The organism is Brachybacterium tyrofermentans, from assembly GCF_039526165.1.
In the GTDB taxonomy this organism is placed as follows: Bacteria; Actinomycetota; Actinomycetes; order Actinomycetales; family Dermabacteraceae; genus Brachybacterium; species Brachybacterium tyrofermentans.
In genome coordinates, this window is record NZ_BAAAIR010000007.1 from 55,161 (window position 1) to 77,843 (window position 22,683).

Genomic DNA, 22,683 nt, shown 5'->3' on the forward strand with positions numbered 1-22,683 from the left:
GAGCTGCGCGCTCAGCGGTCGGCGAACTGCCAGGCCGTGGGGGAGGCGTGCCCGCGCAGGGCATGCGCCCGGGGATGGCTGTGCACGGGGCCGTTCCAGGCGCTGGGCCCGCCGCCGCGACCCTCCGCGAGGGCGCGCTCGTCGGCCTCCAGGCGGCTGGTGACGCTCATCGTCGAGACCACCACGGCGATCGCGGCGAGCTCGTCCGCCGCGAGGCGGCCCTGGACGAGCTTGACGTCGGTGTGCGGCATGCTCACAGCGGGATGTTCCCGTGCTTCTTGGTGGGCAGGGTGTCCCGCTTGGTGCGCAGCGCGCGCAGCGCCCGGGCCACCTCGATGCGGGTATCGGCCGGCTGGATCACGCCGTCGATCCAGCCGCGCTCCGCCGCGGTGTACGGGGTCGCGAACTGCTCCTCGTACTCGGCCTCGAACCTGCTGCGCTCGGCCGCGACGTCCCCACCCTGCTCGGCGACCTGGCGCAGGTCCCCGCGGTGCAGGATGTTGACCGCGCCCTGGGAGCCCATCACCGCGATCTGCGCGGTGGGCCAGGCGAGGTTGATGTCCGCGCCGAGCTCCTTGGAGCCCATGACGATGTAGGCGCCGCCGTAGGCCTTGCGGGTGATGACGGTGACCAGCGGCACGGTCGCCTCGGCGTAGGCGTACAGCAGCTTGGCGCCGCGACGGATGATGCCGCCGAACTCCTGGTCGGTGCCGGGCAGGAAGCCGGGGACGTCCACGAAGGTCAGGACCGGGATGTTGTTGGCGTCGCACAGCCGCACGAACCGGGCCGCCTTCTCGGAGGCGTCGATGTCGAGGGTGCCCGCGAGATGGGAGGGCTGATTGGCGATGATGCCGACGCTGTGGCCCTCGACCCGGCCGAAGCCCACCAGGATGTTGCGGGCGAACAGCGGCTGGACCTCGAGGAACTCCTCATCGTCCAGGACCGTGCGCAGCACCGTGAGCATGTCGTAGGGCTGGTTCGGGGAGTCCGGTACGAGAGTGTCCAGCGCCGTGTCCTGCGGCGTCCGGCCCTCCTCGAGGAGCACCGGGAAGGACGGCGCCGGGCTCAGCGTGTTCGCCGGCAGGTAGCTCAGCAGGTCCTTGACGTACTCGATGGCCTCGCCCTCGTCGGGGGCCATGTAATGGGCCACCCCGGAGCGGGTCGAATGCGTGCGGGCGCCGCCGAGCTCCTCGAAGCCGACGTCCTCGCCGGTCACGGTGCGGATCACGTCCGGGCCGGTGATGAACATGTGGGAGGTCTTCTCGACCATCACGATGATGTCCGTCAGCGCGGGGGAGTAGACGGCGCCGCCGGCGGCCGGGCCCATGATCAGGGAGATCTGGGGGATGACGCCCGAGGCGCGGGTGTTGCGCTTGAAGATCCCGGCGAACATGGCCAGCGAGGCCACGCCCTCCTGGATGCGGGCGCCGCCGCCGTCGAGGATCCCGATGATCGGCACGCCGGTGCTCAGCGCGAGATCCTGGATCTTCTGGATCTTGCGGCCGTGGGCCTCGCCGAGGGAGCCGCCGAAGACCGTGAAGTCCTGGGAGTAGATGCACACCTGGCGGCCGTCGATCGTGCCGTGCCCGGTGACGAGGCCGTCGCCGGCGGGCCGCTTGCTGTCGATGCCGAAGCTGCGTGCCTGGTGCTTCACGAAGCGATCGGTCTCCACGAAGGAGCCGTCGTCGAGGAGGTCGGTGATGCGCTCGCGAGCAGTCTTCTTCCCACGCGCATGCTGCTTCTGGACGGCGATCTCGTCCGCTGCGGAGACCGCCGCGGCGTCGCGCTCGCGAAGGTCGTCAAGTCGCTGAGCGGTGGTGAGCGGCCGCGGGGCGTCGGTCACGGAGCCTCCTGCGACGGCCGTCAGGCCGCCAAGAATACGGGGAGATGAACACCGGGATACTACGCTACGACATGCCGACGAGGGCCGACCTGACCCGGCATGGAGTGACATGTCCCGTCGCGGACGGCACAGCGGCATCGGACATCGGCCCCAGGAGGGAGACCACGCGTGCCAGACGACCCAGAGGGCTCAGGTGACTCAGGGGGCCGTGCAGACTCAGCGGACCCAGCGGACACGGTGGATATCGACCCCCGGCCCGCTGTCGCGACGCACCCCCTGGCGGGCTCCGCCCCATCCTCCCCGTCGGCCGCCCGGCTCCCGGCGGGCCTGCAGTCTCCGCCGATCCACCGGTCGGGCGAGGTCAGCTCCACGCAGGACGAGGCCGCGAGGCGGCTCGACGCCGGCGAGCAGGCTCCCTTCGCGGTCACCGCGCGGCGGCAGCAGGCCGGTCGCGGTCGGCTGGGCCGACGGTTCGTCAGCCCCGACGGCGGCAACGTCTACCTCACCTATGCCCATTCCACCCGGCTCGCGCCCTCGCAGCGCACCTGGATGCCGCTCGTGGCCGGCCTGGCCGCAGTCTCCGCGGTGGATGAGGTCGCCGGGGCGAGCGGGGTCCGGATCGGCCTCAAATGGCCCAACGACCTGCAGACGGCGGACGGCCGCAAGCTCGGCGGGATCCTCGTCGAAGGCCGAGGAGCGCACGGGGTGCTGATCGGAATCGGGATCAATCTCCACGGACCCGTGCGCGACGGCGACGGCACCGTCGTGCCCGGAGCGGCCTGGCTGCTCGGCGAGGCCGGGATCCGGGACGGCGCCGAGTCGGCGCCAGGCGATTCGGTGCCCGCCGCGGCAGCTCCCGTCGCGGCATCACCCCCTGGCGGCACGCAGCGCCCGGAGCAGAACGAGGAGCTGGGGGACCGGATCGCGACGGCGATCGTCCTGTCCCTCGGGGCGGAGCTGGCGGCCCTGGAGTCCATGGGCGGGGACGCGGTGACGGCAGGCTCTGCGCACCGTTACACTATGACGTGCCTCACAATTGGGCAGCTGGTGCGGGTCGATCCGCTGGGTGGTGGGGGTGCGCACGGTGCGCCGCTCCCGGCGCTGGTCGGAACCGCCGTGGCGATCGACGACCGTGGCAGATTGATGGTCGACCCGGTCGATCCTCTCGCCGAGGGGCCGGTGGCCGTCGACGTCGGCGATGTGAAGCATGTGAGGCCGGGCGGACCCGCTCGGCTGACGAGAGACGCCGATCGCGGCGTCGAACAGGAGGATCACAGCACGTGACCGGCGGTACCGAAGACCTGGAGCGCACGACGTCCGCGGACGGGAATCCCCCGGCCGGGCAGTCCGGTGTGCCGCTGGAGGAGTCGCCCGACCTCGTGCAGACCCCTCTCGACGATCGCGAGATCCTGGAGCTGAACCGGCGCTTCGCCGAGGTGCGACGCAGCGTCGGCGCCCTCGAGAAGGTGCTGCTGCAGGGTCCGCGGAAGTACTCGCGGCGCGACCTGGCCCAGCAGCAGGACATTCCCGAGCGCCTGACCTCGGTCTACTGGCGCTCGCTCGGCTTCACCCCGGTGGACGAGGACACGGTCGTGTTCACCGAGGAGGATGCCTACTCCATCGGCGACCTCGCGGCCATCGTCGAGGACGGCGTGCTCTCCGAGCGGGCCTTCGCGAGCATCACCCGTGGCCTGGGCTTCCACATGGGACGGCTCGCCATGTGGATCACCGAGGCACTTGTCGACGAGGCGAAGCATGCCGACGGCGCGGACGACGCGGACGCCCGCCAGCAGATGCTCGACTCCGTCCCCGAACTTCTCGAGACCCTCGAATCGCAGGTCATGTTCGCGTTCCGCAGGCAGCTGGCGGCCTATGCGGCCCGGGCCGGCTCCGAGGTGCTCCACCAGGACACCGATGAGCTGTTCCCGCTGCAGCGCGCCGTCGGCTTCGCCGACCTGGTCCAGTTCACCCGCCTCGCCCAGGACCTCTCCGGCGCCGAGCTCGCCGACGTGGTCGGGCGGTTCGAAGCCGTGGGCCGCGACATCATCTCCGTGGGCGGGGGTCGCGTGGTGAAGACGGTCGGTGACGAGATCATGTTCCTGGCGGACACTCCCGAGGACGGCGCGCAGATCGCCGTCAGCCTCGCCGAGAACATCTGCTCCGACCAGGGCCTCCCTCCGGTGCGGGTGGGTCTGTCCTGGGGTTCCATGTTCTCCCGGTACGGTGATGTCTTCGGTCCCAAGGTCAATCTCGCCGCCCGCATGGAATCCGTGGCCCGCCCCGGCTCCGTGATGGTCGACTCCGAGACCGCCGCCGCCATCGGCCTCGCACTGCCGGGCGGCTTCAGCATCTCGGAGGGTGAGGACGTGGATCTGCACGGCATCGGATCGGTGAGGGTGCAGGAGATGCGCCGTGACCGTTCGGCGCCGCTCGATCTGGGACTGTGAGGAGAGGGCCGACCGGCCCGCCACCCATCGCGACGTAGGATGGAACTCGTGACACGACTGCTTCTCGTCGAGGACGACTCGGCCATCGCTGAACCACTCTCCCGGGCACTGGACCGGGAGGGCTACACCGTCACGCGGGCATCGCGGGGCATGGACGCGCTCGCGATCGCCGCCGGGCCCGACCCGATCGACATGGTCATCCTGGATCTCGGGCTGCCCGATCTGGACGGCCTCGAGGTGGCTCGGCGCCTGCGCAAGGGCGGGCTCGAATCGCCGATCCTGATCCTCACCGCACGGGCCGACGAGGTCGACGCCGTGGTGGGACTCGATGCCGGAGCCGACGACTACGTCACCAAGCCGTTCCGCCTCGGGGAGCTGCAGGCCCGCATCCGGGCCCTCATGCGGCGCTCGCAGGCGGTGGAGGAATCCGGCGACGCCTTCGACGTCAACGGAGTCTCCCTGGACGTCTCGGCCCGCCGCGCCTACGTCGACGGCGAGGAGCTGAGCCTCTCTGCCAAGGAGTATGACCTGCTGACCGTGCTGGTGCGCGAGTCGGGCAGCGTCGTCACCCGCGACGACCTCATGCGCGAGGTCTGGGGCGCTGAATGGTGGGGCTCCACGAAGACCTTGGACATGCACATCTCGTGGCTGCGCCGGAAGCTCGGCGACGACGCCACGAACCCGCGTCGCATCACCACCGTGAGGGGTGTCGGTTTCCGTTTCGAGACCGGCGCGGAGAACTGACGCGTGTGGCAACGGGTGCTGCAGGCCACGATCATCACCGTGGTCCTCGTCGTGCTGCTGCTGGGCATCCCGCTGGGCTGGTCCTGGCTGCAGCTCGCTGAGCAGAGGCTCTCCGCACAGGCCAACGGAGTCCTGGACGAGGCGCGGGTCGTCACCGAGACCCAGCTTGCGGATGATCGGCCGCTCGACGAGGCGATGCTGCAGGCCATCGTCGACCAGCAGACGGATCTGGACATCCAGATCGTCGTGACTCTCGACGATGGTGACGTCGTCACCGCCGGGGAGCCACCCGGTCCAGATCCGCTGTTCGTCACGGCCTACGGCTCCGAGCAGCAGCAGATCGTCGTCAACATCCCGAAGTCCGATGTACGCGCCCATACGGCCAGTGCCTGGGTGCTGCTCGTCGTCGCCGGCCTCGCCGCCCTGTCGATCGGGGCGTCCGTCGCCCTCTGGCAGGCCCAACGGATCTCCATGCCCCTGGCCCGGTTGAACCGGCGCGCCGAGGAGATGGGCTCGGGCCGGGCCCGCGGGCCGTGGAACACCTCGGGGATCTCCGAGATCGACGACGTCGCCGAGGAGCTCATCCGCTCCGGCGCGATGCTCACCGAGCGCCTGGAGGCCGAGAGCCAGCTGGCGTCGGACGCCTCGCACCAGCTGCGCACGCCCCTGACCGCGCTCTCGATGCGCCTGGACGAGATCCTCGCGACCAGCTCCGAGGAGTGGGTGCGCGAGGAGGCCCGCATCTCCCTCGAGCAGATCGACCGCCTCACCGAGGTGGTCCATGACCTCATCAATGCCCCGCGCTCGTCCTCGCGTCGTACGCCCGGCGTGGTCGAGCTGCGCGCCGTGCTCACGCAGCAGAGCGAGGAATGGTCCCCGGCCTACCGCCGGGCCCAGCGCGAGCTGCGCATCCAGGTGCCGCGCAGCGCCGCCGTCTGGGGATCGATCGGACCCCTCACCCAGGTCATCGCCACGCTCATCGAGAACGCCCTCATGCACGGTGACGGCCGCACCACCGTGAAGGTGCGCCGGAACGACCACTCCACCGTCATCGAGGTCACCGACGAGGGAGGCGGGATCGACCCCGATCTCGGCACCCGCGTCTTCGAGCGGTCCGTGTCCGGTCGCAGCTCCTCAGGCACCGGCGTGGGGCTCGCGCTGGCACGCACCCTCGTCGAGGACGACGGCGGGCGGCTCGAACTGCTCACCGAGACCCCCGCGAAGTTCGGCGTCTTCCTGATCACCGCGCCCGGCGAGGACAGCCCGGGCGAGCAGGACGGGTCCGCCGGGAACGTTGGCGATCTCGAGACGCTGCCCCAGGGGTCCGTGGTGCGGCGCCGTCCGCGCTCGCGCGCCTGATCCTCGTACACTGGCCGCCGTGTCCGAGACTCCTCAGCCCCTCCCTCCTTCTGCCTCCTCCGGTCTGCCCCACGAGGCGGACCGGTCGCACGGGGTGAATCAGTCCCCCGGGGCGGATCAGCCCTCTGGGGCACGCCGCGTCGGCATCGTCGGGGCGGGCCAGCTGGCCCGCATGATGCTGGGCCCCGCGATCGAGCTGGGACTGGCCACGCCGGTGCTCGCCACCGATCCCGCGGAGAGCGCCGCGGCGGTCGCCGGGCAGGTGCTGCTGGGCCGTCACGATGACGCGGAGGCCGTCCAGGCCCTCGCCGACGAGGTCGACGTGGTCACCTTCGACCACGAGCATGTGCCTGCCGAGATCCTCCAGACGATCCTCGGCGACGGTCGCGCCGCCGTGCGTCCCGGCCCTGCGGCCCTCGTCCACGCCCAGGACAAGCTGGTCATGCGCGAGCGCCTCACCGCGCTGGGCCATCCCTGCCCGCGCTGGTGGCGGGTCCGTTCCCCGGAAGAGCTCTCCGCCGCGCTCGGCGATGCCGGGGGCCGCCTCGTGGTCAAGACCCCGCGCGGCGGATACGACGCCCATGGGGTGCGGGTCGTCGACGATGCCGCTCAGGTCGCGGACTGGTTCGAGGAGCACGGCGACCTCCTCGCCGAGGAGCTCGTGCCCTTCACCCGGGAGCTCTCCGCCCAGGTGGCCCGCCGGCCCGGGGGAGAGGCCGTCGCCTATCCCGTCGTGCACTCGGTCCAGAAGGACGGGGTCTGCTACGAGGTCGTGGCGCCCGCCGCCGGCCTCGAGTCAGCAGACCAGGAGCGCATCCAGGCTCTCGCCCTCGCGATCGCCGAGGACCTCGACGTGGTGGGCATGCTCGCGGTCGAGCTGTTCGAGACGGCGGACGGCGCGATCAGCGTCAACGAGCTCGCCATGCGCCCCCACAACACCGGGCACTGGTCCATGGACGGCGCGGTGACCGGCCAGTTCGAACAGCACCTGCGGGCTGTCGCCGACCTCCCCCTGGGTTCGACCGCCCCGGTCGCCCCGGTCGCGGTGATGGTGAATCTGCTCGGCGGGACCGCCACCGATCTCGCCCCCGGGGTCCACGCCGCACTCGCCGCCGATCCGGAGCTGAAGGTCCATCTGTACGGGAAGTCGGTGCGTCCCGGCCGGAAGATCGGCCATGTCACGGTGGTCGGCCAGGACGTCGAGGAGCTCCTCGAGCGTGCCCACCGCGCCGAGCACCTCATCATCGACGCATCCGCATCCGCATCCGCATCCGCATCCGCATCCGCATCCGCATCCTCATCCGCATCCGCATCCGCAGACCCTGCAGCACCGACGAAGGAGACCCGATGACCGAGACCACGCCCCGCCCCCTGGTGGGCATCGTCATGGGATCCGACTCCGACTACCCGGTCATGAAGGCCGCCGAGGAGGCCCTCGCCGAGTTCGGGATCGCCGTCGAGGTCGATGTGCTCTCCGCCCACCGCATGCCCGAGGACATGATCACCTGGGGCCGCTCCGCCGCCGAGCGCGGGCTGCGCGTGGTGATCGCCGGCGCCGGCGGCGCGGCGCACCTGCCCGGCATGCTCGCCTCGCTCACCCCGCTGCCGGTGATCGGAGTCCCCGTGCCGCTCAAGCACCTCGACGGCATGGACTCGCTGCTGTCGATCGTGCAGATGCCCGCCGGGGTTCCGGTGGCGACGGTCTCGATCGGCGGGGCACGCAACGCGGGACTGCTGGCGGCCCGGATTTTGGGTGCCGGCAGCGATGTGGAGGCCGTGGCGCTGCGCGAGAAGATGGTCGACTTCCAGTCCGAGCTGCGGGAGATCGCGGTCCGCAAGGGCGAGACCCTGCGCTCCTCACGCTGAGTCGCTGACCCACCGAGTCACTGACATCGGCCGACAGCGACAGCGTCAGGACACCGCCAGCGACAGGACACCGACGAGGAGATGCCGACGGAGAGAAGGTCCGGTGTCGTTCCGGTGAACTCGCACGGCGATATGAACAACAGCTCGTCGAGACCGACGAGCTGCTCCAGGTCCCGGCGGGGTCCTCGCGGTATCGTCGAACCCATGAATGACACACCCGCCTACCGGGTCGCCCCGGGGGCCGACATCTCGGATGATGCGACGATCGGCGACGGCAGCTCCGTCTGGCACCTCGCGCAGGTGCGCGAGGGTGCCCGGCTCGGCACGGACTGCGTGATCGGCCGCGGCGCCTATATCGGCAGCGGCGTGCAGATGGGTGATGGCTGCAAGGTCCAGAACTACGCGCTGGTCTACGAGCCCGCCGTGCTGGCCGACGGCGTCTTCGTCGGCCCCGCGGCCGTCTTCACCAACGACCACTTCCCGCGAGCGGTCAATCCCGACCTCACCCCGAAGTCCGCCTCGGACTGGGAGCCGGTGGGAGTCACCTGCGAGACAGGCGCCTCGATCGGCGCCCGCGCCGTCTGCGTGGCCCCCGTGACCATCGGTGCCTGGGCGATGGTCGCCGCCGGCGCCACCGTGGTCAAGGACGTCCCGCCGCACGCCCTCGTCGCCGGGGTGCCTGCCAGGCGCCTCGCCTGGGTTGGACGCTCCGGGGAGAAGCTGGTCCCCACCTCGGACGGCACCGACGCCTGGGTGTGCCCCACCACCGGCGAGTGGTACATCCCCGATGACTCCACGGGCGGGCTGCTGCTCGCCTCCTCACCCCTTGCCGACGCCCCGCGCCCGGCCCCCCTCACCGATCCCGATGGACAGGATGGACTCCCCGCATGAACAGCGAACTCACGATGATTCCGCCGGCGAAGCCGATCATCGGCCAGGAGGAGCGGGACGCGGTGGATCGTGTCCTGGCGTCGGGCATGGTGGCGCAGGGTCCGGAGGTGGTGGCGTTCGAGGGGGAGTTCTCGACGGCGCTGGCCGGTGGCCGGGAGGTCGTGGCGGTGAACTCGGGGACCTCGGGTCAGCATCTGGGGATGCTGGCGCTGGGTCTGGGTGCGGGTGATGAGGTCATCGTGCCGTCGTTCACCTTCGCGGCGACGGCGAACACGGTGGCTGTTTGTGGGGCGACGCCGGTGTTCGTGGATGTCGATCCCGAGACGTTCACGGTGGATCCTGCGGCGATCGAGGCTGCGATCACGGAGCGCACGGTGGGTATCCAGCCGGTGCATCTGTATGGCCATCCGGCACCGATGGATCAGATCATGGCGATCGCGGCGAAGCATGAGCTGTGGGTGTTCGAGGATGCAGCGCAGGCGCATGGTGCGACGTGGCAGGGCGCCCAGGTGGGCACCTTCGGGCAGGGCGGCATGTTCTCGCTGTATCCCACGAAGAACATGACCTCGGGTGAGGGCGGGATGGTCTCGTGCTCGACCCCGGAGCTCGCGCGTCAGGTGCGGCTGCTGCGCAACCAGGGCATGGAGAAGCAGTATGCGAACGAGGTCGCCGGGTTCAACAACCGGATGACCGATATCCATGCGGCGATCGGTCGGGTCCAGCTGGGCAAGCTGCCGGCATGGACGGCGACGCGGCAGGAGAATGCGGCGTTCTTCGATGCGAATCTGGCCGGGGTGGTGACGCCGGTGGTGCGTGAGGGTGCCTCGCACGTCTACCACCAGTACACGATCCGGATCGAGGGCGCGTCGGCGGCGGAGCGGGATGCGTTCGCGACCGCTCTGCGGGAGGAGCATCAGGTGGGGTGCGGGGTGTATTACCCCACGCCGGTGCACCGCTTGGCGACGTTCCTGACGGAGGTGGATCTGCCGGTGACGGAGATGCTGGCGCGTGAGGTGCTGTCGTTGCCGGTGCATCCGAGCATCACGGAGCAGGATCGGGATCGGATCGTGGCGGCTGTGAACACTGTGGCGAAGGCGGGTGCGTGAGCATGGGGAAGAATCTGCGGGCCGGTCTGATCGGTCTGGGCATGATGGGTCGCCATCACGCCCGTAATCTGCAGGCTCTGGAGGGCGTCGACCTGGTGGCGGTGGCGGATGCCTATGGCGATCCGCATGGGGCGGCGCCGGATCTGGAGGTGCTGCCGGATGTGGAGGCGCTGATCGCGGCGGGCATCGACTATGCGGTCGTGGCGGTGCCCACCCAGTTCCATCGGGATGTGGCGATGACGCTGGCGAAGGCCGGGGTGCACACCCTGGTGGAGAAGCCGCTCGCGTTCGACATCGGCGAGGCCGAGGAGATCGCGACCGCGTACGAGCAGGCCGGCCTGGTGGGCGCGGTGGGCTATATCGAGCGGTACAACCCGGCGCTGCAGGCCATGCGCAAGCGCATCGCCGACGGCCAGCTGGGCGAGATCTACCAGATCGTCACCCGCCGCCAGGGCGGGTTCCCCGCCCGGATCGCCGACGTCGGCGTCGTCAAGGACCTCGCGACGCACGATCTGGATCTGACGGCCTGGGTCGCCCAGTCGCCGTACGCCTCGGTCGGGGCGACCTCGACCCGTCGCAGCGGCCGCGAGGACGAGGACATGGTCTCCGTGACCGGCCGCCTCGAGGACGGCACCATCACCAACCATCTCGTGAACTGGCTGTCCCCGTTCAAGGAGCGCGTCACCGTCGTCACCGGCGAGAAGGGCGCCCTGATCGCCGACACCCTGAACGCGGACCTCACCTTCCACGCCAACGGGGAGGCGACCACGAACCTGTGGGAGTCGATGGCCTCCTTCCGCGGGGTGAGCGAGGGCGACTCGATCACCTACTCCCTGCAGCGGCAGGAGCCCCTGGCCACCGAGCATCAGGCGTTCCGCGATGCGATCAACGGGGACGCCTCCAACATCGTCACCATGCGCGAGGGGCTGCACACCGTCCGCACCGTCGAGGCTGTGCTGGAGAGCGCACGCGAGGGCACGGTCGTGTCCTTGGATGGACCCGCCGGTGAGCGCTGACGTCGGACGGCTGACCCAGGACCTGATCCTCGCCGGATCACGGGCCGTGCGGCACGTCCCCGGGGCGGTCGGCGGCCTGGGGACGTATTTCGTCGCCCTCGACGAGCTCGCGGCCGGTCAGGAGAGCCACGACTGGAGGCGTGACGAGAAGATCCTGATCACGCGAGCGGATCGGGCCCTGGAGCGCCGACGTATCACGTCGGCCGTGCGGTGGTTCGACAAGGCCCTGCGCGTCGCCTACCACCCGACCCTCCACATGGGCGCCGAGTCGCCGCTGGTCGAGGACCCGGAGGCGTTCCTGCGCCCCCTGCGCGCCTCCCGGACCGGTCAGGTCCTGCTGGAGTCACCGATCCCCGAGGGCACGGCCCCCCGGCGACCGGGACCGCGCTCCGGCGAGGGGGCGAGCGGAGACGGGGAGCAGGTGGTCCATCTGCTGGTGATCGCGCAGCAGAACTGGACGTTCCTGCGCCCGCTGCTCGACGCCCTGCGCGAGACGGGCCGCTTCGAGATCCTCGAGTTCGAGGTCGACGGTCTGCCCGAGACGGACCGGCCCGACCGGGAGCGCATCCTGCGCGCCCGCTACGACCTGGTCACCGAGGGCCGCAGGATCCCGACCCCTGAGCGATTGGTCGAGGCCTACGAATGGGCCGACGTCGCCTTCGTCGAGTGGGGCCATCACATCCTCAGCTGGATCACGATGCTGGATATGGCCCCTCGCCGCCTCGTCGCCCGCTATCACCGCTTCGAGGCGTTCACGCCGTTCCCCCTGCTGCACGACCACTCCGTGATCGATCACCTGCTGCACGTGTCCCCGCCGATCCGAGGGCTCGTCACCGCGATCGCGCCCGAGTCCACGTCAGTCCCCACAGACATCGTGGGCAACCTGCTCAGCCGCGGTCTGGGCGCCGTCTCCGACGCGCCCCGGGACACCCGGGTCATCGTCCAGGTGGGCTGGAACCGCGAGATCAAGGACGTGCTGTTCTCCCTCGACCTCATCGAGCGCCTGCACCGGGAGGATCCGGCCTACCGCCTCAAGCTCGTCGGCCCCGGGCTCCCGGATCTGCCGGCCGAGGACACCCCGTACCAGAGCAGGGTGCGCCAGAGGCTCGCCGCCCTGCCCTCCGGGGTGGTCGAGCAGCTCGGCGTGCGCCGGGACGTCCCCGAGATCTTCGCCGCGGCCGGGGTCGTGCTCTCGTCCTCCTTCGGTGAGGGGACGCACGAATCCGTGATGGAGGGACTGGCGACCGGCTGCCCCGCCGTGGTGCGCGACTGGCCGCATGCCCGCGACTACGGAGGTGCGTCCTCGATCTACCGGGAGCAGTGGGTGGTGCCCGACGTGGAGACCGCCGCGCAGCGCATCCGGGAGCTCCAGGACCCGGGACGCTACGCCGAGGAGTCTGTGGCCGCCCGCGAGTGGGCTGTCCTGCATCGCAGCCCCGAGCGTGTGGTCGACGACTACGACCACGCGCTCCGCGCCTCGAGGTGCTGATGACGCACCACCGCTGTGCGGGGCCCCGAGGGGCGGGACGATGAGCTGGATCCTCCCGGTGCTGGTCGCCTGGGCGTTCCTCGCCCTGCCGGGATATGTGATGCTGCGGGCGCTCGATGTGCAGGTCTCCCTGCGCTGGGGCTGGGCACCCGCCGTGACCGTGATCCTCGCTGTGCTGCTGAGCACGTTCTTCTCCCTGTTCGGCATCCCGTGGCATCCTCTGACCGTCGTGGCCTGCGTGACGATCCTCGCGGCCGTGGCGGTCCTGCTCCGACGCCTGCATCGGCGCCGTCAGCCCGGACAGCACCGCAGCGGCCAGCCGCCTCGGACGGGCGACCCGCTCCGGAACCCCACAGCGCACGTGGTCACCAGCGGGGGCGTGGTGCTCGCCGGGCTGGCCGTCGTCGCCTCGTCCTCACGCCGGATGGGAGGCATCGAGACCCTCCAGGGCGGCTACGACGCCTTCTTCCACCTCTCCGCGATCGCCTTCATCCGGGATTCCGGCGATGCCGGACTCACCACCGCCCTGACCCCGATCTACGGTGAGCCCACCTTCTATCCGGTGATGTTCGGCGCCCTCGCCGCCCTCCTGCCGTTCAGCACGGTGACGAGCGCGAACGCCATGGTCCTCGCGGTGCTCGCCGCCCTGCCGGCCGCGGTCGCCGCGATGGTCGCGAGCGTTCTCGGGCCGCACCGTGCGCTCCCGGTCGCGGTGACCGCTGGTGCTCTTGCCTCCACGCTGTTCCTCAGTACTCCCGCGATGGCCCTGGTCATGGGCCTGTGGCCGACCGTCCTCGGGGTCCTCTGCCTGCCCGTCGCCCTCGCCTCCGCCCTCCACCTCGCGGACGACCCCCGCCGCACCGTGGGTGTCTGGCCGGCGCTGGGCCACCTCGCCGTGATCGTCGGGGCCGCCCTCGCTCACCCGGCGGTGTTCTTCTCCGTCGCGGTGGCAGCGGGTATGGCCCTGCTGGTCCGCGGGTCGCAGCGGATCGTCCAGCGCGACGACGTGCGCCGGGGAATCGTCCAGCTGACCCTGGCACTGCTCTCGGCCTGCGCGGCAGTCGCCCTCTCCGCGACGATGCTCAACGGGATGAATATGACCGGACCGAGCCCGCTGCCGCTGCGCGACGTCCTGCGGCAGATCCTCGTGGACTCTCCCCGGATCCCGGTGATCGGTGATCCGATCTGGCCAGTCGCCGTGGTGATGCTGCTCGCGGTGATCGGAGCCGTCGCGGGCGCCCGGCACCGTGAGCCGACGACGCTGACCGCCGGCGTCGGCACGCTGGTCTGCCTCGGCCTCTCCCTGGCCACCGAACTGCCCGGCGCGCTCAGCGCGGCTCTGGTCAACCCCTGGTACGGGGCTCGCGAGCGGATCGCCCCGCTGCTCATGTGCATGCTCGTGATCCTGGCCGCCCGCGGTGTGCTCGCGGTCGTCGCCCTGTCGAGGGCCCGACGCCGACGCGCCCAGGCGATCCTGGCGCCCCTCGCCCTCGGCGCTCTGCTGGTCACCGTGGCCGTCGCACTGATCGTCCCGCAGCGGCTGCCTCTGATGGGGTCCCTCGCCTACACGGCGTACGGCGTGCACCTCGCCCCGTACGACACCCAGCAGGAGCGGGACTTCATCGAACGCACGGCGGCCGAGCTCCCGGCGGACGCGGTCGTCCTCGCGGACCCGCGCGACGGCGCGACGCTCTACTGGTCCATCGGCGGTGTCACCACGGTGTTCCCGACCCTCGCGACCCCGCAGACCAGCGACAGCCGGATGCTGGCGGCCTGGTACATGAGTGCCGACGAGGACGAACGGGTCTGCGCCGCCTATCAGCGACTCCACCCCACCCACCTGTACCGTGACACCTCGGAGCACTCCGGCGTCGCCCTGAACCCGGAGGCCTCGGCACCGTGGGACGGGCTCCGCGAGATCCCCGACTCCCTGCTGACGCCCGTCGCCGGCGAGGGACCCTATGCCCTGTACGAACTGGAGGCTCCATGCTGACCCGACCGGAAGAGGACGAGCTGTGAAGCAGACGCTCAGGATCGTGCGGCGCACCCTCTCGGTGCTGCCGGCGAACTCCCGACGGTTCCTGGTGACCTTCGGCATCGTGATGAGCCTGCTGGCCCTGCTCGACGTCGTGGCGCTCGGCGCGATCGCCATCGTCATCCCTGGACTGACCAGCCCTGACCAGTCGGTGACGATCCCGGTCGTCGGCTGGGAGCTGCACTCCTTCGAGGAGATGATGTGGCTGGTCGGGGTGTTCGTCGTCCTCATCATGGTCAAGAGCTTCCTGAACCTGCTCACGATCCGGATCGCCACCCAGCGCTTCGCGCAGCACGAGGTCTCGATCGGACAGACGCTCTTCCGCTCGTACATGTCCGCCTCGTGGGTGGACCGGACGTCGAAGTCCACGCAGGAGATCATCCGCATGGTCGATTCCGGCGTCGCCGCCGTGGTCGCCAATGTGCTGATGCCGTCGATGACGGTGGTCGCCGAGTTCGCGACGATCACGGTGATCGGCGTGGGGCTGCTGCTCCTGGACTGGCAGACCGCCCTGGCGACCTTCGCCTACCTGGGCCTGATCGCGCTGGTCCTCTCGCGGGTGATCAGCCCGCTCGCGGTGAGCAACGGCGCCGCCAACCGGGACAACTCGATCGCGGTGGTCCGGCTGCTCGGCGAGGTGCTCGCGGCCCTCAAGGAGCTCACCCTCAAGGGCAACGAGAAGCAGGTGACGGACATCGTCGCCGACCGTCGTTCGGCGGCGGCACGCACCCGCGCCTTCGCGCAGTACTACAACCAGATGCCGCGTTTCGTGCTCGATGCCGGGCTCGTGGGCGGGTTCGTCGTGGTCGGCGGAGCCGGCTACCTGGCCGGGCTCCCGGACAACGGGGCGGCGTCCGCGATGACCTCGGTCGCGCTCTTCGCCGTGGCCGGCTTCCGCCTGGTGCCCTCCCTGACGCGCTTCCAAGCGACCCAGAACCGCATCCTGACCAACGCGGCCTTCGCGGACTACATCATCGACGACATCGAGTTCGCCCGCACCGCCGTCGAGCGCCAGGACGCCCCGGACACCGCGACCCTGGACAGCGGCCTCCACGACATCGTCTTCGACGACGTCACCTTCACCTACCCCAGCCGGGAGGAGCCGGCGATCCGCGGGGTCTCCCTGCGCATCCCCGCCGGATCCGCGGTCGCCTTCGTGGGCACCTCCGGAGCCGGCAAGTCGACGCTCGTGGACCTGCTCCTCGGACTGCTCACTCCCAGCAGCGGCACGATCCTGGTCGACGGCACCGACATCACCACGGTGCTGCGCCAGTGGCGCTCGACCGTCGGCTATGTGCCCCAGGAGGTCGCCCTCTTCGACGTCACCGTGGGGGAGAACGTCGCACTGACCTGGGACCCGTCCGACGTCGACGAGGAACGCGTGAGCACTGCCCTGTCCCGGGCGCAGATGCTCGGCGTGATCGAGGACCGCCCGGGAGGCACCCAGGGACGGCTGGGCGAGCGGGGGATGACCCTCTCCGGCGGCCAGCGCCAGCGGATGGGGATCGCCCGTGGCCTGTACGCGGAGCCATCGGTGCTGGTTCTCGACGAGGCCACCAGCGCCCTGGACACCAAGACCGAGGCCGCGGTGACCGCTGCGATCCGCAACCTCGGCGGGGACGTCACCACGATCACCGTCGCGCACCGCCTCGCGACGATCCAGCATTGCGACATCGTCTTCTACATGTCCGAGGGCGAGATCGCCGCCTCGGGGACCTTCGACGAGGTCGTCGCCGCCGTGCCCGCCTTCGCCGAGCAGGCCGCACTGGCAGGGCTGGGCCGCTCGCGCGGCGCCGTGGCGGTGCCCGAGGAGGACGCGGAATGACCTCGCTGACCATCGTCTCGTTCTCGACGCTCGCACGGGACCCCCGCGTCCAGCGCCAGATCGACCGCTTCGCGCAGGAGTACGAGGTCACGACCGTCGGGTTCGGACCGACGCCGCACCCCGCCGTGCGCCACATCGAGCTGCCCGAGAACACCCGGGCCTGGCCGAGCAGCAAGAAGTACCTGCTCACCCGTCGCTTCGGCCACGCCTACTGGGACATGAGCGCCGTTCGGGCCGCGCGCACCGCCCTCGAGGCCCACGTCGGCCAGGCGGATATCGTGCTCGCGAACGACGTGAACACCCTGCCGCTCGCCCTGTGGCTCGCCCCCCGCCAGGGCATTCACGCCGACCTCCATGAGTACGCGCCCCGCGAGAAGGAGCACGTGCGCACCTGGCGCTGGTTCATCGCGCCGTACCAGCGGTGGATCTGCCGCACCTGCCTGCCCCGGGTGGACTCCGTGACCACCGTGTCCCCAGGGCTCGCCGCCGAGTACGAGCGGGAGTTCGGCGTGGTGCCTGAGGTCGTCACGAACGCCGCCGCCTACGAGGACCGGGCGCCGCGCCCCACGGGGCAGCGGATCCGGCTCCTGCACACGGGGGTCGCGCGCGCGAACCGTCGGCTGGAGTCCATGGTCGACGCGATGCGCGGAGCCCCTGAGGGCATGACGCTCGACTTCATGCTGGTGCCCAGCGAGCCCGGCTACATCGAGGCCCTGCAGGAACGTGCACGGGACCTCCCGGCGGTCCGCTTCCGTGATCCCGTTCCCTACACCGAGCTGGTGGACGCCGTCGCCGAGTACGACCTGTCCATCGTCGTGTTCCCGCCCACCACCTTCAACCTCGAGCACAGCCTGCCCAACAAGCTCTTCGAGGCGGTGCAGGCCCGGGTGGGCGTGCTGGTCGGACCGTCGCCGGACATGGCGGACCTGGTGCGCGAGCACGGGATCGGCGACGTGCTGCCCGGGCCCGATGCGGAGTCGCTGGGCGCTGTCCTGCACAGCCTGGACGCGTCGCGGATCGACCGCTTCAAGCAGGCGGCGGACGCCTCGGCCTCGGCGCTCTCGGCCGAGGTCCAGATCGAGGCGTGGGCGCGTGCTCTGGAGCGGATCAGCGCCCGCTGACCGCTCCCTGCAGGCGGGGCAGGTGACGCACCGCGAGGGACGCCGCCATGAAGCGCAGCGGGGCCTCGCGGTCCAGCACGAACCGCGGTTCACGCGGGATGAGGGTCGCCGGTCGCCCGTGATGGCGGCGATCCTGCGCCGCGGCGATGAGCTCGGTCGCCGGGACCTCGGGGTTCAGGCAGGCGTCGACGAGTCGACGATCCGCACGGGACAGCGGCTCCAGGCAGCCGGGCGCCCGAGCGATCACCTCGGCCGTGATGGCCGCCAGATCGGTGCGCTCCCGCGAGGTCCAGATGGCCGGATCCTCGCGGTAGAACACCGCCCCGAAGACGTGGATGCGCAGCAGCTTCGTCCCGATCGAGCGGCGAGCCGCCGCAGGCAGCGCCGCGAACCATCCGGCGTCGAGCAGGTCCGGGAAGAATCCGAGCTGCTCCTGCATCGGCCGCACCACATAGGTGACGCGGTCACCGGCGTCCTCCCCGATCACGTAGGCAGGACCACCCCGGTCGTAGGCGGTGCGCCAGGTCGCCATGAGGCGCGTGACCATCGCGACGTCGCCTCCGATGGTCGCCCCTTCGACGAGCTCGATCCCGGTGGACTCGAGCAGCGAACGGCGCATCAGGCCCAGCGGTGCGGACCGGTAGCTCAGGCGATCGGCGACGAGGTCCACCAGTCCCCGACGGTATGCTCGCACCGCCGGCGTCGGGACCCCGGCGGTGGCCGATCCGAGTGCCAGGCGGGTGATCACGAAGTCCGCCCGGGTGCTCTCCTGGACCGCGAGCCATGAGCGGACCGCCCCGGGAGCGAGGGTGTCGTCGGACCCGAGGATCGCGACGAACTCGCTCCTGCTGGCCCGGATCCCGGCGTTGAACGGCCCCGAGGCCGAACGGTAGGAGTCGTGATGCTCCATCAGTCGCACCCGGTCGCGGTGCTCCGGGCGGATCACTGCGGCGATCTCGGCGGCCGCGATGTTGTGGCAGACCACGGTGACGCCTGCCAGCTCGCCGTTCCCGTCCAGGACCGAGGCGACGGCGCGGCCCACGGGACGCTCCGGGGTGTGGCAGGCGATGATCACATCGACGACCGGGCCGGCAGTCGGGTCTCCTGCGCCATCGGTGCCCGGGGCACCTGCTGCCCGTGCGGCACCCGTCGACCCTGCGGCGTGGTGGTCGCTGCTGCCGTGGAGCAGGCGCTCGTACTGATCGCGGTAACCGGCTGCGACGGTCCGGGTCGAGAAGCTGTCGCCGATGGTGTCGGCGATCTCCTGGGCCCCGAGGTTCCGGGTCCGCGCATCGACCTCGAGCACGGCGTCGGCATAGGCATCGGCGTCCTGCTCGGCGACCAGGGCTCCGACCTGCGGCTGGACATACTCGCCCTGTCCGCCGGTGGCGCCGAGCACCACGGGGCGGCCGGCGACGATCGCCTCCGCGGCGGAGACGAAGAAGTTGTCCGCCTTGGTGGGGCCGAAGAACAGATCGGCGCGGGCGAGTGCCGCACGCACCTCGTCGCCGGGAACGCTGCCGGCCAGGACCAGGCGCTCGGAGACACCTCGCTCCGCCGCGCGGCGCACGGTGTCCTCCCGCAGCGGCCCGTCCCCGAGCCACTCGAGCCGCGCGTCGACCCCGCGCTCGACGAGACGGGCGAGCACGTCGACGGCCAGCAGCGGGTCCTTGCGATCGATGAGCCCGCCGGTGGAGACCAGGCGCAGGGAGCCGTCACGTCGGTCGCGGCGCGGGACGACCTCGCCGGGCTCGACGATGCAGGGGACGATCGCGGTGGGTCGCGCGGCGCGCACCTCGCGGATCGGCGCGGCGAGGAAGTCGCAGACGGCGGTCACCCGGTCGGGCAGCGACAGCAGGTGACGGAGCACGGGGAGCCCGAGCTGGGCGGGCCGGGGGAGCGTGGCCGGGGTGGTCAGCGCGGACCAGTGCTCGGTATGGATCCACGGCACGTCCGGGCGGCGCAGCGCGAGGGGGAGTAGCGAGGAGAACGCCATCGAGTGCACGGCGTCGGCGCCGCGCACCGCGTGCTCCAGGGCGCGAGATGCTCGGAGGACCTGGTCCGGCCGCTTGGGGTCCATCGGGATGCGCAGCACGTCGATCCCGTCGTGGACGAGACGGCGGCTGCCGTCATCGTCGGCCGGCGGCACGAGGTGGATCAGCCGGACGTCGGCATGCCGGGCGATCGCCAGGGTGTCGCGGACCACGAAGGATCCCCGGGACGGGGCCACATCGGTGGGGAACCAGGTGGTGATGACCGTGATGCGCACGAAGGTCCCTTCAGGACGGGGGATGAACCATGGATGACGTCATGGTCCCATGACCACGGCATGCGTCGGAGCGCGCTCGTCCCCGCGTACCATGTGGGTGGCCCGCAGGGCCTGCGGCCACGGCCGATCCACGATCCCCGAGGGAGCACTTCGAGCATGCCACGTGCACGTCTTCTGATCATGTCGTTCTCGGTGCTGACGGGGGATCCCCGGGTGCTGCGGCAGATCGAGATGTTCAAGGACGACTACGAGCTGGTGACCGTCGGCTACGGCGGCGCCCCGGCCGGTGTCACGGAGCACGTCGAGGTGCCCGCCCATCTGGACTCCTTGCGTCCGAGCTTCCGGCACCTGATGGTCCTGTACGCCGCACGCCGCTATCGGCGCGCCTATTTCGGGGCCCGACGCACGAGATTCGTCCTGGACCGGGTGGCTCCGCACAGCGTCGACGTGATCATCGCCAACGACGTCAATGCCGTCCCCCTGGCGCTCGCGCTGCGGCCGCGGCTCGGTGTCCACGCGGACCTCCACGAGTACGCACCGCGTCAGCGCGAGGACGAGCGCTGGTGGCGCACGCTGGTGGGGCCGTTCCAGGGCTGGATGGTGCGTCGCCATGTGACCCTCGCGGACTCGGTGACGACCGTCTCGCCCGGACTCGCCGCGCAGTACGCCGCCGAGTACGGGGTCACCGCGAGGGTGGTCCCGAACGCCTCCCCGTTCCGCGGGGACATCGAGCCCTCGACCGTCGGCTCCCCGGTGCGCCTGGTCCATATGGGCTCCGCCGTGCGCGGTCGCGGCATCGCCGAGATGGTGGGTGCGGTGATCGAGGCCGCCGCCGAGGCCCCCGGCCGCCTCACGCTGGACCTGTACCTCAAGGGCGGCGACGCCTCCTACCATCGCGAGCTCGGCGAGCTCGTCGCGGCGCATCCCGACGCCGGTGTGCGGATCTGCGACCCCGTCCCCTTCGCGCAGATCGTTCCGACCCTGGCGGGCTACGACCTGGGCCTGATCATCTACCCGCCGACGAACTTCAACATCGTCCATGCGCTGCCGAACAAGCTCTTCGAGTACGTCCAGGCACGGCTCGGCGTGATCGTCGGCCCCGGGGTCGACATGCGGGAGATGGTCCAGGAGCACGGGATCGGCACCGCCGTCGACGAGGCGACCGCCGAGCAGATCCGCACCGCGCTGCTCGCCGTCGACGCGGAGCAGATCACGCAGTGGAAAGCCGCCGCCGATGCACGGGCGCAGTCGCTCAGCGCGGAGGTCACCTCCGAGCCGTGGCGGGAGGCGGTCGCCGCCCTCGTCAGCTCCACGAACCCGGTCGCCGGCCCGGAGTCCTCGGATCCGTCGGACCGTCGATGAAAGGTCACAGAATGGACACGCCCGTGCCCGGAAGGTCGCCGGGGGCACCGGCCGCGGCGTGCGAGGATCAGCTCGTGATGTGCGAACTCCGATGCCGAGGACGAGCCCGATGAGCCCCTCGATCCTGGTTCTGTCCCTGTCCCCGATCGAACGGGACCCGCGCGTGCTGCGCCAGATCGCTCTGCTCAGCGAGCTCGGCGATGTCCACACGGCCGGGTACGGGGCGGCCCCTGCCGGGGTCGCCTCCCACGTGCAGGTCCCCGAGGAGCTCGGGAACTGGCGCTCGGACTACCGGCGCTTCTACGCCCTGGTGCTGACCAGGCAGTTCCGCCGTCTCTATGACAACGCACCCTGGGTGCGCTTCCTGCGAGGGAAGATCGCCCCGGGCAGCCACGACGTCGTCGTCGCGAACGACGCTCCGTCGGTCCCGCTCGCTCGGGAGCTCGCGCCCCGTCGGGGGGTCCACGCCGACATGCACGAGTACGCGACCCGTCAGCGCGAGGGTGATGCGCTCTGGGAGCGCTACCAGCGCCCCGTCGTGCGCTGGATCGTCACGGAGCACCTGACCCGCGTCGACAGCGTGACCACGGTCTCACCGGGTCTCGCCGAAGCCTACGGCCAGGAGTTCGGGATCGCTGCCGACGTGGTGCCCAACGCCGCCCGGCATCGGGCGGACATCTCTGTGCGCGAGACCCCCCGAGAGGGCCCGATCCGTCTGGTCCACACCGGGGCCGCCGGTCGTGCCCGTCGGCTGGAGATCATGATCGACGCGGTGGCCGCCGCGAACGCGCGGCGGCCAGGTTCCCTGACCCTGGACCTCTACCTGATGCCCGGTGACAGCGCCTACATCGCGGAGCTGACCCGACGCGTCGAGGACCTCGGGGACCCCGCGATCACGGTCCTGGACCCGGTCCCCTTCGACCAGATCGTGCCGACCCTCACGGGATACGACGTCGGCCTGTTCGTGTGCCCGCCCACCACCTTCAACCTCGAGCACACCGTGCCCAACAAGCTGTTCGAGTTCGTCCAGGCCCGGCTGGGCATCGTGATCGGTCCCAGCCCGGACATGCGCCGATACGTCGAGTCGTACGACCTGGGGTCCGTGACCGCGGACTTCGAGGTGGAGACGGTCGCCGACGAGCTGCTGGATCTGACGCCAGCACGGATCGATGCCATGAAGGCCGCGGCGGACCGTGCGGCCGCCGAGCTCGGCAGCGACCGGCTCTCCATCCCCTGGACCGACGCCGTGCGCCGCCTGCTGGCCCCCGGAAGCAGCACCTCAGAGCCCTGACTCCAGAGCCCCGACCTCA

At 70.9% G+C, this 22,683-nt stretch carries 18 protein-coding genes; 15 read left to right on the forward strand and 3 right to left on the reverse strand.

Features of this window, described 5'->3' with window-relative positions:
• Nucleotides 1-11: 11 nt before the first annotated feature.
• A complete protein-coding gene (locus ABD093_RS02310) occupies nt 12-251 on the reverse strand; it encodes a hypothetical protein (protein WP_193117482.1) in 240 nt (79 codons plus the stop codon).
• A gap of 2 nt (nt 252-253) precedes the next feature.
• Nucleotides 254-1,843, reverse strand: coding sequence for an acyl-CoA carboxylase subunit beta (locus ABD093_RS02315; protein WP_193117433.1), 1,590 nt, complete (start codon nt 1,841-1,843; stop codon nt 254-256).
• A 237-nt stretch (nt 1,844-2,080) separates the two neighbouring features.
• Here ABD093_RS02315 and ABD093_RS02320 point away from each other — a divergent pair, with 237 nt between their 5' ends.
• The 13 genes from ABD093_RS02320 (at nt 2,081) to ABD093_RS02380 (ending at nt 17,742) form a co-directional block, all read left to right on the forward strand.
• On the forward strand, nt 2,081-3,127 hold the full coding sequence (locus ABD093_RS02320; RefSeq protein WP_319021565.1) for a biotin--[acetyl-CoA-carboxylase] ligase: 1,047 nt from the start codon (nt 2,081-2,083) through the stop codon (nt 3,125-3,127).
• Nucleotides 3,124-4,290 (forward strand): adenylate/guanylate cyclase domain-containing protein, encoded by a 1,167-nt coding sequence (locus ABD093_RS02325; RefSeq protein WP_193117432.1) that lies wholly within the window; start codon nt 3,124-3,126, stop codon nt 4,288-4,290. The genes ABD093_RS02320 and ABD093_RS02325 overlap by 4 nt, the downstream gene beginning before the upstream one ends.
• 48 nt (nt 4,291-4,338) lie before the next feature.
• Nucleotides 4,339-5,034: a response regulator transcription factor gene (locus tag ABD093_RS02330; RefSeq protein ID WP_319021564.1), complete on the forward strand. Its 696-nt coding sequence runs from the start codon at nt 4,339-4,341 to the stop codon at nt 5,032-5,034.
• A gap of 3 nt (nt 5,035-5,037) precedes the next feature.
• Nucleotides 5,038-6,393 (forward strand): ATP-binding protein, encoded by a 1,356-nt coding sequence (locus tag ABD093_RS02335; RefSeq protein WP_343922183.1) that lies wholly within the window; start codon nt 5,038-5,040, stop codon nt 6,391-6,393.
• 172 nt (nt 6,394-6,565) lie between these two features.
• On the forward strand, nt 6,566-7,744 hold the full coding sequence (locus ABD093_RS02340) for a 5-(carboxyamino)imidazole ribonucleotide synthase (protein ID WP_343922319.1): 1,179 nt from the start codon (nt 6,566-6,568) through the stop codon (nt 7,742-7,744).
• A complete protein-coding gene (purE, locus tag ABD093_RS02345; protein WP_193117429.1) occupies nt 7,741-8,259 on the forward strand; it encodes a 5-(carboxyamino)imidazole ribonucleotide mutase in 519 nt (172 codons plus the stop codon). The genes ABD093_RS02340 and purE overlap by 4 nt, the downstream gene beginning before the upstream one ends.
• A gap of 204 nt (nt 8,260-8,463) precedes the next feature.
• Nucleotides 8,464-9,150, forward strand: a complete 687-nt coding sequence (locus ABD093_RS02350) for an acyltransferase (protein WP_343922185.1) — start codon at nt 8,464-8,466, stop codon at nt 9,148-9,150.
• Nucleotides 9,147-10,256, forward strand: coding sequence for a DegT/DnrJ/EryC1/StrS family aminotransferase (locus tag ABD093_RS02355; RefSeq protein ID WP_193117427.1), 1,110 nt, complete (start codon nt 9,147-9,149; stop codon nt 10,254-10,256). Before ABD093_RS02350 ends, ABD093_RS02355 begins: the two co-directional genes overlap by 4 nt.
• A 2-nt stretch (nt 10,257-10,258) precedes the next feature.
• Entirely contained in the window at nt 10,259-11,272 is a 1,014-nt protein-coding gene (locus tag ABD093_RS02360) for a Gfo/Idh/MocA family protein (RefSeq protein ID WP_193117479.1), read from the forward strand.
• On the forward strand, nt 11,262-12,761 hold the full coding sequence (locus ABD093_RS02365) for a glycosyltransferase family 4 protein (protein WP_193117426.1): 1,500 nt from the start codon (nt 11,262-11,264) through the stop codon (nt 12,759-12,761). Before ABD093_RS02360 ends, ABD093_RS02365 begins: the two co-directional genes overlap by 11 nt.
• Nucleotides 12,762-12,801: 40 nt before the next feature.
• A complete protein-coding gene (locus ABD093_RS02370) occupies nt 12,802-14,754 on the forward strand; it encodes a DUF6541 family protein (protein ID WP_343922188.1) in 1,953 nt (650 codons plus the stop codon).
• Nucleotides 14,755-14,776: 22 nt separating this feature from the next.
• On the forward strand, nt 14,777-16,621 hold the full coding sequence (locus ABD093_RS02375; protein WP_343922190.1) for an ABC transporter ATP-binding protein: 1,845 nt from the start codon (nt 14,777-14,779) through the stop codon (nt 16,619-16,621).
• On the forward strand, nt 16,618-17,742 hold the full coding sequence (locus ABD093_RS02380; protein WP_193117423.1) for a glycosyltransferase: 1,125 nt from the start codon (nt 16,618-16,620) through the stop codon (nt 17,740-17,742). Before ABD093_RS02375 ends, ABD093_RS02380 begins: the two co-directional genes overlap by 4 nt.
• On the opposite strand, the gene ABD093_RS02385 is transcribed toward ABD093_RS02380, so the two are convergent.
• The gene (locus ABD093_RS02385) at nt 17,729-20,011 is read right to left on the reverse strand and encodes a glycosyltransferase (protein ID WP_343922192.1); all 2,283 of its coding nucleotides are present in this window, start codon (nt 20,009-20,011) and stop codon (nt 17,729-17,731) included. The genes ABD093_RS02380 and ABD093_RS02385 overlap by 14 nt on opposite strands.
• Nucleotides 20,012-20,167: 156 nt before the next feature.
• Here ABD093_RS02385 and ABD093_RS02390 point away from each other — a divergent pair, with 156 nt between their 5' ends.
• On the forward strand, nt 20,168-21,373 hold the full coding sequence (locus ABD093_RS02390; RefSeq protein ID WP_193117421.1) for a glycosyltransferase family protein: 1,206 nt from the start codon (nt 20,168-20,170) through the stop codon (nt 21,371-21,373).
• A gap of 109 nt (nt 21,374-21,482) precedes the next feature.
• Nucleotides 21,483-22,664 carry a glycosyltransferase family protein gene (locus ABD093_RS02395; RefSeq protein WP_193117420.1) on the forward strand — a complete coding sequence of 394 codons (1,182 nt, stop codon included), beginning with the start codon at nt 21,483-21,485 and terminating at the stop codon, nt 22,662-22,664.
• The last annotated feature ends 19 nt before the right edge of the window (nt 22,665-22,683 follow it).